Origin of the sequence: Roseibium aggregatum (assembly GCF_014692675.1) — a bacterium.
Lineage (GTDB): Bacteria > Pseudomonadota > Alphaproteobacteria > Rhizobiales > Stappiaceae > Roseibium > Roseibium aggregatum_C.
In genome coordinates, this window is record NZ_JABFCZ010000003.1 from 137037 (window position 1) to 149626 (window position 12590).

At 62.2% G+C, this 12590-nt stretch carries 13 protein-coding genes; 11 read left to right on the forward strand and 2 right to left on the reverse strand.

Going from position 1 to position 12590, the window contains the following annotated elements; all coding sequences use genetic code 11:
- Nucleotides 1-22: 22 nt before the first annotated feature.
- Nucleotides 23-394, forward strand: a complete 372-nt coding sequence (locus HK439_RS03075) for a VOC family protein (RefSeq protein ID WP_190289898.1) — start codon at nt 23-25, stop codon at nt 392-394.
- 10 nt (nt 395-404) lie between these two features.
- A complete protein-coding gene (locus tag HK439_RS03080; RefSeq protein WP_190289899.1) occupies nt 405-1100 on the forward strand; it encodes a helix-turn-helix transcriptional regulator in 696 nt (231 codons plus the stop codon).
- Here HK439_RS03080 and HK439_RS03085 read toward each other — a convergent pair.
- On the reverse strand, nt 1085-1777 hold the full coding sequence (locus HK439_RS03085; RefSeq protein WP_209011528.1) for a DUF1194 domain-containing protein: 693 nt from the start codon (nt 1775-1777) through the stop codon (nt 1085-1087). The genes HK439_RS03080 and HK439_RS03085 overlap by 16 nt on opposite strands.
- A 322-nt stretch (nt 1778-2099) precedes the next feature.
- On the opposite strand from HK439_RS03085, the gene HK439_RS03090 reads away from it, so the two are divergent.
- From HK439_RS03090 to HK439_RS03130, 9 genes are all read left to right on the forward strand, one after another.
- Nucleotides 2100-2354, forward strand: a complete 255-nt coding sequence (locus HK439_RS03090; protein WP_209011529.1) for a PepSY domain-containing protein — start codon at nt 2100-2102, stop codon at nt 2352-2354.
- A 95-nt stretch (nt 2355-2449) separates the two neighbouring features.
- Nucleotides 2450-3118, forward strand: coding sequence for a response regulator transcription factor (locus tag HK439_RS03095; protein ID WP_190289901.1), 669 nt, complete (start codon nt 2450-2452; stop codon nt 3116-3118).
- A complete protein-coding gene (locus HK439_RS03100) occupies nt 3108-4514 on the forward strand; it encodes an ATP-binding protein (protein WP_209011530.1) in 1407 nt (468 codons plus the stop codon). Before HK439_RS03095 ends, HK439_RS03100 begins: the two co-directional genes overlap by 11 nt.
- A gap of 153 nt (nt 4515-4667) precedes the next feature.
- The gene (locus HK439_RS03105; protein ID WP_190289902.1) at nt 4668-5111 is read left to right on the forward strand and encodes an RT0821/Lpp0805 family surface protein; all 444 of its coding nucleotides are present in this window, start codon (nt 4668-4670) and stop codon (nt 5109-5111) included.
- A 209-nt stretch (nt 5112-5320) separates the two neighbouring features.
- Nucleotides 5321-6796 (forward strand): hypothetical protein, encoded by a 1476-nt coding sequence (locus HK439_RS03110; protein ID WP_190289903.1) that lies wholly within the window; start codon nt 5321-5323, stop codon nt 6794-6796.
- A 90-nt stretch (nt 6797-6886) separates the two neighbouring features.
- Nucleotides 6887-8338, forward strand: coding sequence for a c-type cytochrome biogenesis protein CcmI (gene ccmI / locus HK439_RS03115; protein ID WP_190289904.1), 1452 nt, complete (start codon nt 6887-6889; stop codon nt 8336-8338).
- Between the two features lie 73 nt (nt 8339-8411).
- Nucleotides 8412-8852, forward strand: coding sequence for a cytochrome c maturation protein CcmE (gene ccmE, locus HK439_RS03120; protein WP_190289905.1), 441 nt, complete (start codon nt 8412-8414; stop codon nt 8850-8852).
- Between the two features lie 64 nt (nt 8853-8916).
- Nucleotides 8917-10908: a heme lyase CcmF/NrfE family subunit gene (locus tag HK439_RS03125; RefSeq protein WP_190289906.1), complete on the forward strand. Its 1992-nt coding sequence runs from the start codon at nt 8917-8919 to the stop codon at nt 10906-10908.
- A 5-nt stretch (nt 10909-10913) separates the two neighbouring features.
- A complete protein-coding gene (locus HK439_RS03130; protein ID WP_190289907.1) occupies nt 10914-11414 on the forward strand; it encodes a cytochrome c-type biogenesis protein in 501 nt (166 codons plus the stop codon).
- Nucleotides 11415-11430: 16 nt separating this feature from the next.
- Here the strand turns inward: HK439_RS03130 and HK439_RS03135 are convergent, their stop codons facing one another.
- Nucleotides 11431-12426, reverse strand: coding sequence for a DUF2336 domain-containing protein (locus tag HK439_RS03135; protein ID WP_190289908.1), 996 nt, complete (start codon nt 12424-12426; stop codon nt 11431-11433).
- Nucleotides 12427-12590 lie beyond the last annotated feature (164 nt).

The following is a 12590-nucleotide window of genomic DNA, read 5'->3' on the forward strand; positions in this document are numbered from 1 at the left end:
TCATTCGAACGAGGGACTAACGATGACTTTCAAACCCGATAATTTCACTGTCTGGATCGAATTGCCGGTCACCGATCTGGACAAGGCGATTACCTTCTATAACGATGTCTTCCAGACCGAGTTGATCAGGGAAGACATGGCCCCCAATCCGATCGCGATGTTTCCCACCGCCGACGGCAAGGGGAAGGCAGGGCACCTTTATCCCGGCAAGCCGCCGGCGAAGGGAACGGGCCCGACGGTCCATCTGACCTGTCCGGACGCCCTTGAAGCGACCATGGAGCGTTTCGTGAAGGCCGGTGGCGAAATCGTTTCCGACCCGATCACGATCCCGGCCGGCCGGTTTGCCTATGGCCTCGACCCCGACGGCAACTCCGTCGGTCTGTTCCAGGTGTAAGGAAGTACTGATGAGACGTGCCGACCGCCTGTTCCAGATCGTGCAGTATCTGCGTGGCGGCCGGCTCGTCCGCGCGAGGCAGCTTGCCGAATGGCTCGAGGTGTCCGAGCGGACTATTTATCGCGACATCGCCGATCTCCAGTCGTCCGGCGTGCCCATCGATGGCGAGGCCGGGGTCGGCTATATCCTGCGCGACGGCTACGACCTCCCGCCGCTGATGTTTTCCCGTGACGAGATCGTGGCCCTGGTCGCAGGCGCCCGGCTCATTCGCGCCTGGGGCGGGGCCGAAATGGCCCGGGCCGCGGAAGAGGCGCTGATCAAGATCGACGCAGTCCTGCCGGACAAGGCGCGCACCAGGAGCAACCAGGTCGAGGTTCATGCCTTCGCGCCGGAAATGACACCGGACGTGCGCGAACGGATCGACCGGCTGGAGGAAGCCGCCGATCTGCGCAAGCGCCTGTCGCTTTCTTATCTCGATGCGAGCGAGGCGAAGACCGAACGAACGGTCCGGCCGCTCGGGCTGTGGTTCTGGGGCAAGGTCTGGACGCTGGTCGCCTGGTGCGAACTGCGTGAGGATTTCCGCATGTTCCGTCTCGATCGGATCGCCGGCATGACCGAGACCGGCGACACGTTCCGCGCAGAACCGGGCACGACCCTCAGGGACTTCTACCGCAATATGGAAGAAACGGGCTACCGCAGGTCTTGAACACCCTTACGGGGCTGAAGTTCCGTGTAGTAGCTGGTGCCGACCTCCCGCAGGAGCTTGCGTTTCATCGCGCTGGCATAATCATCGAAATTGTTGGCCACCTCGACGAAGGAGCCGGGGCCGCGGATAACGCTGTGGCGGTAATAGGCGACCGGATCGGGTTTTGCGCCCTTGATGGCCAGCCCGTTGACGACGATTCCCTCGAAGGGAAAGGCATGATAGGCGCTGGCCGGTCCGAAACCTTCATTGTTGACCCCGTCGCCCGCCACATCGATGACCCGGCGCGCGCATTTCTCCGGGACCTTGTTCAGATGGATCGCGGCATATCCGAGCGCGTAGCCGAGGGCGGTCGGGAATTCGTTGAAGCTCCGTCCCGAACGGGCGAGCTTGGCCGCAGCCGCCTTCGCGCTTTCCTCTCCGTCGAGAAACGACCAGTCCACCTGCATGACCTGCTGATAGCGCCCGCTCCACTCGAAGCTGGAAAACCAGATGCCGCCGACGGACGAGATCGCGTCGACGACCTCCGGATCCTGCAGCGCATGGGCAAGTCCCTGAAGCTGAAGCGCGTGCTCGCGCGCATCCACGCTGGATGAGCCGTCCATGGCGATGATGAGGGCGAGCGGACAGGCAGACGCAGGCCCCTGCACCGTAACGGAAACAAGACCGAGGACTGTCACCGGTGCAAGAACACGGCGGAGAAGCGTTCGTCGAAGACTGTTCCACGAGTGCGGCATGAGGCGTTACGAAGCTCCTGTCTATGCGGTGTTTTCCGGTCCTGGCGTGTTTCCGCCCCTGGGCGCGGGGCCTGTCATAATTTCGGATAGGGAAGATTAGCGCTGTTTTGCCGGCGTCTGCAAACGGAGCGCGAAATTACGTTTGCACGCCGGATGAACCCTGTGTTCATGTTGCATTCAGTTGGCCCCGGCTAAAAAGAAGCCAACATTGCCGGTGAAGTCGTGTCGCCGGCGGACGCAAACCGCAAATGAAGGGATATGTCCCTTGAAACGTCTAGCCATCCTTCTGGTCCTGTTGCTCGCCGCAGCGGCGCCCGCCAATGCCCAGTGCCTGTCCCAGGCACAGGCACGCGAAGCCGTGGCGAGCGGAAAGGCCATGCCGCTCGGATCGGTCGCAGGGGCCGCGGGCGGCGAAATCGTCAAGGCCGAGCTCTGCCAGCAGGGCGGCGGCTATGTCTATCGCCTGTCCGTGAGAATAAACGGCCAGGTGGTGACCAAAACCGTGAACGCCAGCCGCTGAAGCGTGCCGCACACTCTGTGGTCGGGATCACATTTTTCCCCCGGAACTCCGGCTAATGTGGTCCCGGTTCGAAATGTCTTGTGAGAAGAAACGTCATGCGAATTCTTGTTGTCGAAGATGATGCCGACCTCAACCGCCAGCTGGTAACGGCGATGACGGAGGCCGGATATGCGGTCGATACCGCCTATGACGGCGAGGAAGGGCATTTCATGGGCGATACCGAGCCCTATGACGCGGTCGTTCTCGACCTCGGCCTGCCCACGCTCGACGGCCTGTCGGTGCTGGAAAACTGGCGCCGGGACGGGCGGACCATGCCGGTCCTTATCCTGACCGCGCGCGACCGCTGGTCCGACAAGGTCGCGGGTATCGATGCCGGTGCCGACGACTATGTCGCCAAGCCCTTTCACATGGAGGAAGTGCTTGCCCGCGTCCGCGCGCTCGTGCGCCGGGCCGCCGGTCATGCCTCCAACGAAATCACATGCGGGACGGTGCGTCTGGATCTGCGCGCCGGGCGCGTCACGGTGGACGGAACGCCGATCAAGCTGACGAGCCACGAATACCGGCTCCTGTCCTATCTGATGCACCACCAGGGCAAGGTGATCTCGCGCACAGAGCTGACGGAGCATCTCTACGAGCAGGATTTCGACCGGGATTCCAACACCGTCGAGGTCTTCGTCGGGCGCCTGCGCAAGAAGATCGGATCGGACATGATCGAAACCATCCGCGGTCTCGGCTACCGGCTGGGAGAGGCCGTTGACGGCTGAACCGCAAGCCGAATCCCCTGCGAACGCGCCGGTCCGCCAGCGCTCCCTTGCCGGCCGGCTGGTGCTTGTTGCCGCGGTCTGGTCGACGCTTGCCCTCGTTATTGCCGGTTTCATTCTCGTCGGGCTTTACCGGGCCGCCGGGGAGCGTGCCTTCGACAGCCAGCTGGAAGTGCATCTGAACACGATCCTCGCCGAAATGGTTGCGCCCGATACGACCGGCGGCGCCACGCCCGGCGTGCAAAGGCCGGAAAATCTCCCCGAACCGCGCTTTTCCCTGCCCCTGTCCGGCTGGTACTGGACCGTCCGCAAGGCGGATTCGACCAATATCCTGTTCGCCTCGCCCTCGCTTGTCGGCGATCCGCTGGTCCTGCCGTCCATTGGCGACAAGGAAAGCCTGAGCGGTTTTGCGCAAGGACCCCGAAAGGAAGAGGTCCGCTTTCTGCAAAGCCGAATCACCATCGAGAATATTTCTTATGTGATTGCCGTGGCTGCCGAGACCGCCGGGTTCCGTGAGGAGGTCAGCCAGTTCGCGCGCCAGGTCGGCCTGACGCTGCTGGCCTTCGGTGCCGGGCTTGTCGGCGCGATTTTCCTGCAGGTGCGCGTGGGGCTCCGACCGCTGTCGCGGCTGCGGTCTTCCCTGTCCGCGGTGCGTATGGGCGATGCGGAAAGCATCGATGAAAACCTGCCGCGCGAAATCGCGCCGCTGGCGGTGGAACTCAATGCCCTGATCCTGTCGAACCGGGAGATCGTGGAGCGTGCCCGTACACATGTCGGCAACCTGGCCCATGGCCTGAAAACGCCGCTATCGGTGATTGCCAACGAGGCGCGAGCCAACCCCGGACCGCTTGCCGACAAGGTCGGCGAACAGGCAGCCGTCATGTCGACCCAGATCCAGCATCATCTGGAGCGCGCGCGAATGGCGGCGCAGCGGCGGGTGATCGGCGTTTCCTGCGAGGTCGAACCTGTCCTGAGCCGCCTCGTGCGGGCGATGGACAAGATCTACCAGCGCCGCGGCATTGCGTTGCAATCGTCCGTGCCCGGCGGAATCCGGTTCCGCGGCGAGCAGCAGGATCTGGAGGAAATGTCGGGCAATCTGATCGACAACGCCTGCAAGTGGGCATCCTCGCAGGTTTCGGTCACGGTTCGCCGGCTTCAGGAAGGCGGCTCGGCCCGGTCCCTGTTCGAGATTGTTGTCGAGGATGACGGCCCGGGTCTGAGCGAGGAGGAGCGCAAGGAGGCGGTCAAGCGCGGGCGCCGTCTGGACGAGACTGTCCCGGGAACGGGGCTCGGCCTGTCCATCGTGGCCGACCTGGCGGCTCTGTACGGCGGGCGGCTGGAGCTGGAACGCGCCGGAATCGGAGGCCTGAAGACCCGTTTGGTACTTCCGGCCCTTTAATTGAAACCCGCTCACGCCTATTTTAATTGAGGCGAAAGAAATATTGTGGCGAAGTTTTCCAGTTCTTGGCCAAGTTCAGCCATAAACATCGCCTAATTCAAGATCGCGGGCCGGGTGATTCGGCAAACCGGCCGTAGATCGACGGAGTGATGCATGCGCCTGCGCAACACATCGATACTCGTTCTTGTCCTGGCTGGCCTGACTGCCTGCAGCAGCACGCCTGGCACGGGAAGCCATGACCTTGGCTTCTGGGGCTCTTCCCTGGGCTCGCCGAATTCGGTCGGACGGAGCGAGGCAAGTGCTGCGATCGCGCTATTGCAGAGCAACGAGTTCGGCCAGTCGCTGGACCCCTCGGACCGCAGGGCCGCTGCCGAAGCCCAGCGGCGCGCACTGCGCGCCAATGGCGTCGGCGTGACGGTTTCCTGGGAGAATGACAAGACCGGCCGTAGCGGCCAGGTTCGCCCCGGTCCGGTCTATCAGGTCAACGATACCTCCTGCCGCGAATTTACCCATGAGATGACCCTCAACGGCTCCGTCATGACGGCGCGTGGCACCGCCTGCCAGGAGGAAGACGGCTCGTGGCGAACCCTGAGCTAATCCGTTACGACAGCCTGGCTTTTTCGTAAAAATCGCTTGCATTTTTGGTAAAACCGAACGGGCTGAACAGGGCGTTCCGTTAAGCTATTGCGCCAAAAGCAACTTTCAGCCCGACTTTGGGAAAGTGATAAGCATTCCTTCAACCATTGTTTAAGCGTTCTGCATTTAGGGTGCGATCTAATCGGAATCTTTCCGGCCGATCGCGGATCATGACTGAAACGGAATTGCTGACAAACAAGATCACCACATACCTGCAGGGGCTAAGTCCGCAGGCGGTGGAAAATCTTGTCCGCAAACTGGAAAAATCCAGGGATTCCGGACTGAAAGATCCTCACCTCGAGCTGATTTTGGCCGCCTCCCTGAAGCTTCTGCGCAATCCGGACGATGCAGCCGCAGAGGTTTCGCGCGGCGGCATCCTTCGCCGTAACCAGGTTCAGCGGATGTTTTTCACGCCGCTGGAAGAGTTCCTGATCAACGAGAACCTTCCCAACCGCCAGGAAGGCCGGGTCTACCGGCCGAACCTGGATCGGGTCTGGCAATGGATCGGCCGGGATGTGCTCCCCGGCGATGTCCGCCGGGTTCTGGAGGAGGCCGAGAAGGAAACGGTCAGCGAGGAACGGCTCGACAATTTCGTTCATGCCCTGCGCCGGCGGGCCGTCGACGCGGTCGGGTCCGCTCTTGAGCGCGTCGACCAGTCCGACAAGGATCGCCGCCGCCTGTCCATCGAGATGGGCGGTGAGCGCGGGATTGCGGACCTGAAGGATATTCACAAGATTCTGGCCGCCGAACGCTGGCTGATGCCGTTCTTGAACATGGTTCCCGAAACCCTCAGCGAGAACCGCATCAAGGTCGACACCGACGTGTTCAACCTGGTCGATAAATGCTCGGCGAAATATCCCGATCACATTTCGGTCGTCGCGGCCGCCCTTCTGGAACGGGCGGACACACCGTCCGCGCTTTGCACATTTGCCGGCCGGCTCGCCCGGACCAACGATCCGAAGCTGATCAGTTCCTCGCAATTTGCCCCTTTCGTCGACGTGGTCATGAGCGAGGCGGAACGGCTGAACGTTCTGGCGCTTGAGCACCGCAATCACAATCCGGATCCGGTCGCCTTTTCCCAGGCGCTGTCCGAATACCACAGCCTTGTGCGTGGCGTGGAACTGGACATGGACCTGTCGCAGACGGGCGACTGGCACAAGCGCCTGTCGGGAACCAAGCGCAATATTTCCGAAGTGGTGACCCGCGAACTGAACAATGCCCACGGCGCCGTGCGCCGGGCGTTGCAGGTTCCCAAGTGGAGCAAGGACGGCACGCTCGATCAGGACAAGGTATCCATCGACGATGCGGTCCGGTCGTTGCGCGTGGTCGTCATGGTGCGAAACGCCTCGCAGACCTTTGCGGTCAACGATGTCGGCAAACGGACGCGCCAGGCGGTCGAGCAGACCCTGGAAATCGTGACCCGGTCCCTGATTACGGATCTGGGCAAGACCGTCGGCAAGCAGAGAGAGGCCCATCTGTCCGCTGTCGATGTGGCGATCATGCTTTCCGAAATTTATTTCGGTGCGGATTATGCCGCACAGTTGCGCCGCAGCCGTCAGTCGGCACTGGCACGCATGCCGAAAGACGACGGTATGGCAAGCCTGCGCAAGCCGAGGCTCATCACCGCAGGCGGCGGAGCCCAATAGGTTCACTGGTAAGTTTGCGCCAGCCGCGACGGCAGGTCACATAACTGTGCGCTTGCCATTCTGCTCCGGCCAATGTCTATAGTGCTCCCCATGACGCTTTGGATCCTAATCGCCGTGATGACGGCTGTCGCCGCTTTGTCCATCCTCGTGCCGATGTCGAGGAAACGGCCGCCGGAGGACGAGACTGTCGGGCAGACGGCCGATGAAGCCGTTTACCGCCAGCAACTTGACGAGGTCGAAAAAGACCTGGAACGCGGCCTGATCGATGACGAGGCCGCGAATGCCGCGCGGACTGAAATTGCCCGCCGGTTGCTGGCTGCGCACGAGCGCGCGGAAAAGGCAGACGCCGCTCCGAAGGCCTCCTGGCCGCTGCGCTTCGGGCAGATCGTGGCCATTGCGGGTCTGCCGCTCGTCGCGCTCGGCGTTTATCTGTTCATCGGCTCGCCGGATCTTCCGGACCAGCCGCTTGCCGCCCGCATGTCAGCGCCGCCGCAGGACCAGTCGGTCGAAATGCTGGTGGCCCGTGTTGAAAAACACCTGGCTGAAAACCCCCAGGACGGCCAGGGCTGGGATGTGCTGGCGCCGGTCTACATGCGGCTCAACAAGCCCAGGGAAGCCGCGGGCGCCTATCAGCATGCCATCCGGCTGCTCGGCCCGAGCGTCCGGCGCATGACCGATTTGGGCGAAGCCCTGACCGTGGCCAATGACGGTATCGTTAGCGCCGATGCCCGAGGTGCGTTCGAGCAGGCCATAAAATTGGACAAAACCGCTGTTAAGCCGCGTTTCTTCATTGCTCTGGCGCTCGGCCAGGAAGGCAAGAAGGACGAAGCGATCGCCGCCTGGCAGGACCTGCTGAAGGATGCCGATCCGCGTGCGGCCTGGGTTCCGGTCGCACGGCAGAACCTGGCGGCTCTCGACGGCACGGTGCCGCCGATGGCCGAAAACCTGCCGGGCCCGAACCATGAGCAGATGGCCGCGGCCGCCGACATGAGCGCGGCGGACCGCAACCAGATGGTCGCCGGCATGGTGGGCCGGCTTGCCGAACGTCTCAATTCGCAAGGCGGCACACCTGCGGAATGGGCTCGGCTGATACGGGCCTATACGGTGCTGGGCAAGAAGGACGAGGCGCAGGCTGCCTTGCAGAAGGCGTCGGCCGCATATGCCGGTGATCCGGCCGCCATGGGGCAGATCGCGCAAATCGCGGGGCAGCTCGGCCTTGCAGCGCCTGAAGGCATGGCGCCGCCGATGGCTGAAAATCTGCCCGGGCCGAACCGCGAACAGATGGCCGCGGCCGCCGACATGAACGCGGCAGACCGCAACCAGATGATCGCGGGCATGGTGGGCAAGCTTGCCGATCGGCTCAATTCGGAGGGCGGCAGCCCTGCGGAATGGAGCCGGCTGATCCGGGCCTACACGGTGCTGGGCAAGAAGGATGAGGCACAGGCTGCCTTCAAACAGGCGTCGGCCGCATATGCCGATGATCCGGCTGCCCTCGGGCAGATCAAGGAAACTGCGGGGCAACTGGGGCTGAAAACGGAATAGGCTTTAAGCCTTTGATGCTAGAGGGCCCTTGTCGCTGGGGGGGAGCGGCCGGGCTGGGACGGACGAACAGGAAATGACGCGAAAACAACGACGCCTCACGCTGATCGGGATTGCCGGTGTGGTTCTGGCCGGCGCACTCGGATTGATCCTTTTTGCACTGAACGACCAGATCGTATTCTTCCAGTCGCCAACGGATATTGTTGAAAAGGGCGTCCCGCCCGGTCAGCGGATCCGTCTTGGCGGTCTGGTGGAAGACGGGTCCGTCGAGCGGTCCGGTGATGCCAATGTCCGCTTCAAGGTGACGGATACGGCCAACGCGGTTACGGTCACCTATACCGGGATCCTGCCGGATCTGTTCCGGGAAGGGCAGGGCGTTGTCACGGAAGGCACCGTGGGCCCCGACGGTGTATTCGTCGCCGACAGCGTTCTCGCCAAGCATGACGAGAATTACATGCCCAAGGAAGTGGCCGAGGCCCTGAAGAAGCAGGGCGTCTGGCAAGGCGCGCAAAATTAATCTGGCGAATGAAAATCAGGCCTGCTGGCCTGGGTGAAAGTCCTTTCAGGACGCGGGAGAGCACATGATCGTAGAACTCGGACATTACGCCCTGGTACTGACCTTCGCGCTCGCGCTGGTGCAGTCGGTAGTGCCCGTCTGGGGCGCGCTGCGCGGTGACGACAGGCTGATGGCGATCGCGCCGCCGGTTTCCATCTTGATGTTTCTGTTGGTGCTGGTGTCTTTCGTCGCCCTGACGATTGCCTATGTGACATCCGATTTCTCGGTCGTGAACGTCTGGGAGAACTCTTACTCGGCCAAGCCGTTGCTCTACAAGATCACCGGTGTCTGGGGCAATCACGAGGGTTCCGTCCTGCTCTGGGTGTTGATCCTGGTGTTCTTTGGCGGGCTTGTCGGCTATTTCGGCCGCAACATTCCGGCACCGCTGCGGGCAACCACCTTGAGCGTTCAGGCCTGGATCACCGCCGGCTTTACCCTGTTCATGCTGGCGACCTCCAATCCCTTCGCCCGTATCGCCAATCCGCCGGTCGAGGGCAACGGCCTGAACCCGATCCTGCAGGACATCGGTCTGGCCGTCCATCCGCCGCTTCTATATGTCGGTTACGTGGGCTTTTCGATCACCTTTTCCTTCGCCGTCGCGGCCCTGATCCTCGGCCGTCTCGATGCGGCCTGGGCGCGGTGGGTCCGGCCATGGACGTTGCTTGCCTGGGTGTTCCTGACGCTCGGCATCGCCATGGGATCCTACTGGGCCTACTATGAGCTCGGCTGGGGTGGCTGGTGGTTCTGGGATCCGGTCGAGAACGCCTCCTTCATGCCATGGCTTGCCGGGACCGCTCTTCTGCATTCCGCCATCGTCATGGAAAAGCGCGATGCCTTGAAGGTGTGGACGGTTCTTCTGGCGATCTTCACCTTCTCGCTGTCGCTGCTCGGCACCTTCCTGGTCCGCTCCGGCGTATTGACCTCGGTCCACGCCTTTGCGACCGACCCGGCGCGCGGCGTGTTCATCCTGGTGCTGTTGTGCCTGTTCATCGGCGGATCGCTGTCGCTTTACGCCTGGCGCGCGCCGGTACTGAAGCAGGGCGGTCTGTTTGCGCCGATCAGCCGCGAAGGCGCGCTGGTCTTCAACAACCTCTTCCTGACGGCAGCGGCGACCGCGGTGTTCGTCGGCACGCTTTATCCGTTGGCGCTCGATATCGTCACCGGTGACAAGATTTCCGTCGGCGCGCCGTTCTTCAATCTGACCTTCGCGCCGCTGATGGTGCCGCTTCTGCTTGCCGTGCCTTTCGGTCCGGTCCTCGCCTGGAAGCGGGGCGACCTTCTGGCTGCCTGCCAGCGCCTCTACGCCGCCTTCGGCATTGCGATCCTCGCTGTCCTGTTCACGCTCTGGCTGTGGGGGGTGGAAAACGTCCTTGCCCCCCTCGGCGCCGGGCTCGCCGTGTGGATCATGGCCGGATCGGTGTCCGAGATCGTCACCCGCGTGAAGCTGTTCGAGATCGGCCCGTCCCGCGCCCTCAGCCGGCTGTGGGGACTTCCCGGCTCGGCCTGGGGCACCGCCGTCGCCCATTTCGGCGTCGGCATTACCGTGCTCGGCATCGTCACCGCGTCGGCGTTCCAGGAAGAACGCATCCAGACGATGCATCCCGGCGAGTCGGTCGAACTGCACCATTTCGAAGTCACTTTCGATGGATCGGCACCGCGTACCGGTCCCAACTACACCGAGGACGTCGGCCATTTCACCGTTCGTAGCGGCGGCGTCGAGGTCGCGGCGATGGATCCGTCGAAACGGATCTATACGGCGCGGAAGATGCCGACCACGGAATCGGCCATTCTGACCTCCGGCCTGTCGCAGCTTTATCTCTCCCTCGGAGAGGTTCACCAGGACGGCAGCATGGACGTGCGCGTCTATTACAAGCCGCTGGTGACCTTGATTTGGGGCGGCTGCCTGATCATGGCGTTCGGCGGGATGCTGTCGATTGCGGACCGCCGTTTGCGGGTGGGGGCGCCGAAACCGGCGGCCAGACGCAAAATGCCTTCAGCACCGGCGCCGGCGGAGTGAGCAAAATGTCCCTGAGATCCCTGCCGACACAGGTCTTCGCCGGATTGTTGCTGATTGTCTCGTTCATCGGGCCCGCCCTGGCGGTGGCGCCTGACGAGGTTCTGGACGACCCGGCGCTTGAGGCCCGCGCGCGTGCGCTGTCGGCTCACCTCCGCTGTATGGTGTGTCAGAACCAGTCCATCGACGACAGCGATGCGCCGCTTGCCAAGGATCTCAGGATCCTGCTGCGCGAGCGTCTTGTGGCCGGTGACACGGACGAACAGGTGGTTGACTATCTCGTCGACCGCTACGGCGAATTCGTGCTGCTGAAGCCGCGCTTCGCGCTTCACAATCTCATCCTCTGGGCGGCAGCACCCGTCGCGCTGATTGCCGGACTGATCGGGATATTCCTGGCTGTCAGGAGGCGCAAGGCCGCGTCCGGCACCCTTGCGTCCCAGCCCCTGAGCGAGGATGAAAAGGCGCGTCTCGACGCGCTTTTGAAAGACGGCAGCCCTGACAAGGTCTGACCCCAGGAGGCGGACTCTAGGCGGCTTCGGCCTGCCGGTTTTGCAGCTTGAATTTCAGGAGGCCGAGCAGGCGCTTGGCGTCTGTCGGGTCGAGAACGTGGTAGTTCGTGACCCACTTGCTGCCCGTCGATTCGGGAAATTTCAGGTGATTGCAGCGCGCCTTGCAGATCAGGGCATATTCGCCGTCCGGAATGCCGATGGCGCGGCACAGGGTGGCAATTCCCGTTGAATCGTAGCGGATCATCATGTTGATCACATGCGTGTGGTCCAGTCCCGAAGCGACGGACAGAAGAACCGTGACGTCATAGAGGTTCTTTTCGAACGCCAGTTGGGAAATCGCCTTGTTGAGCGTCACGTGCCCCTGGCGGATGCCGGCGATCCATTGGCGGACATCAATGCGCGCTTCCTTTTTCTCCAGCGGTTCACCGGCCATGATTTCTTCCGGGTCGCGGAACAGATCGTGGATCAGCTCCTCGTTGGACTTGCGCAGGTGACGGATCCGCTCGCCCATCTGTTTTGGCAGTTCCTTGATGACCTTTTCGAAATCCTCCAGGGACATGTCGGCCCCCAGATTGGCGGCCAGGGACTTCTTGACTTCCTTGCTGCCCCGCTCGACCAGCTTCTTCGAGACGCTGGCATCCAGCTGCTCCCTCTTGGAAAGCGCGAGCAGATGCCCCTGGCTCTGGGTCGAGGCGATCTGAATCAGGTGGGCGTCCTGCAGAGCCTTTGAACGCTCCAGAAACGGTTTGGCGATGGCCAGATTTTCCTGGGCCAGCTTGAAAGCCAGATTGGCCGAGGTAGCCTTTACATTCGACAGGCGTTCGGAGATCTTCTGCTTGTCATCCTCATCGAGGGTGTCGAAGACCCCTTCAAGAAGCTCGTTGAACGTGGCGATTTCTTCGGGCCGGTTCTTGTGTGCCCGTGCAGCAAAGAGTTCGGTCACATGGTCCACGAGTTGACGGCGCTTCGTCGTGGAGCTGTCCTTTGCAAGTTCAATCAAAGCGTCGAGCATTGTCAGGCCGTTCCGAGGTTTTGCTGATTATGTCTCGGAAAGTCTTCACATTCGCCTAATAAATAAAAATTCTAGCATGTTATTTGTTCGCTCTTGCGAATGTACAACTTCCCAAGCGTCATCAATTGTCGCCGGTTTCGTCGATTGCGCGATATGCTCCAAGA

What these genes read in the sequence shown, in the direction of transcription:
- HK439_RS03135 (WP_190289908.1), bottom strand. Translation starts at nt 12,426, where the DNA reads ATGCTCGACGCTTTGATTGAACTTGCAAAGGACAGCTCCACGACGAAG.
- ccmE (WP_190289905.1), top strand. Translation starts at nt 8,412, where the DNA reads ATGACGCGAAAACAACGACGCCTCACGCTGATCGGGATTGCCGGTGTG.
- HK439_RS03080 (WP_190289899.1), top strand. Translation starts at nt 405, where the DNA reads ATGAGACGTGCCGACCGCCTGTTCCAGATCGTGCAGTATCTGCGTGGC.
- HK439_RS03125 (WP_190289906.1), top strand. Translation starts at nt 8,917, where the DNA reads ATGATCGTAGAACTCGGACATTACGCCCTGGTACTGACCTTCGCGCTC.
- HK439_RS03110 (WP_190289903.1), top strand. Translation starts at nt 5,321, where the DNA reads ATGACTGAAACGGAATTGCTGACAAACAAGATCACCACATACCTGCAG.
- HK439_RS03095 (WP_190289901.1), top strand. Translation starts at nt 2,450, where the DNA reads ATGCGAATTCTTGTTGTCGAAGATGATGCCGACCTCAACCGCCAGCTG.
- HK439_RS03075 (WP_190289898.1), top strand. Translation starts at nt 23, where the DNA reads ATGACTTTCAAACCCGATAATTTCACTGTCTGGATCGAATTGCCGGTC.
- ccmI (WP_190289904.1), top strand. Translation starts at nt 6,887, where the DNA reads ATGACGCTTTGGATCCTAATCGCCGTGATGACGGCTGTCGCCGCTTTG.
- HK439_RS03105 (WP_190289902.1), top strand. Translation starts at nt 4,668, where the DNA reads ATGCGCCTGCGCAACACATCGATACTCGTTCTTGTCCTGGCTGGCCTG.
- HK439_RS03130 (WP_190289907.1), top strand. Translation starts at nt 10,914, where the DNA reads ATGTCCCTGAGATCCCTGCCGACACAGGTCTTCGCCGGATTGTTGCTG.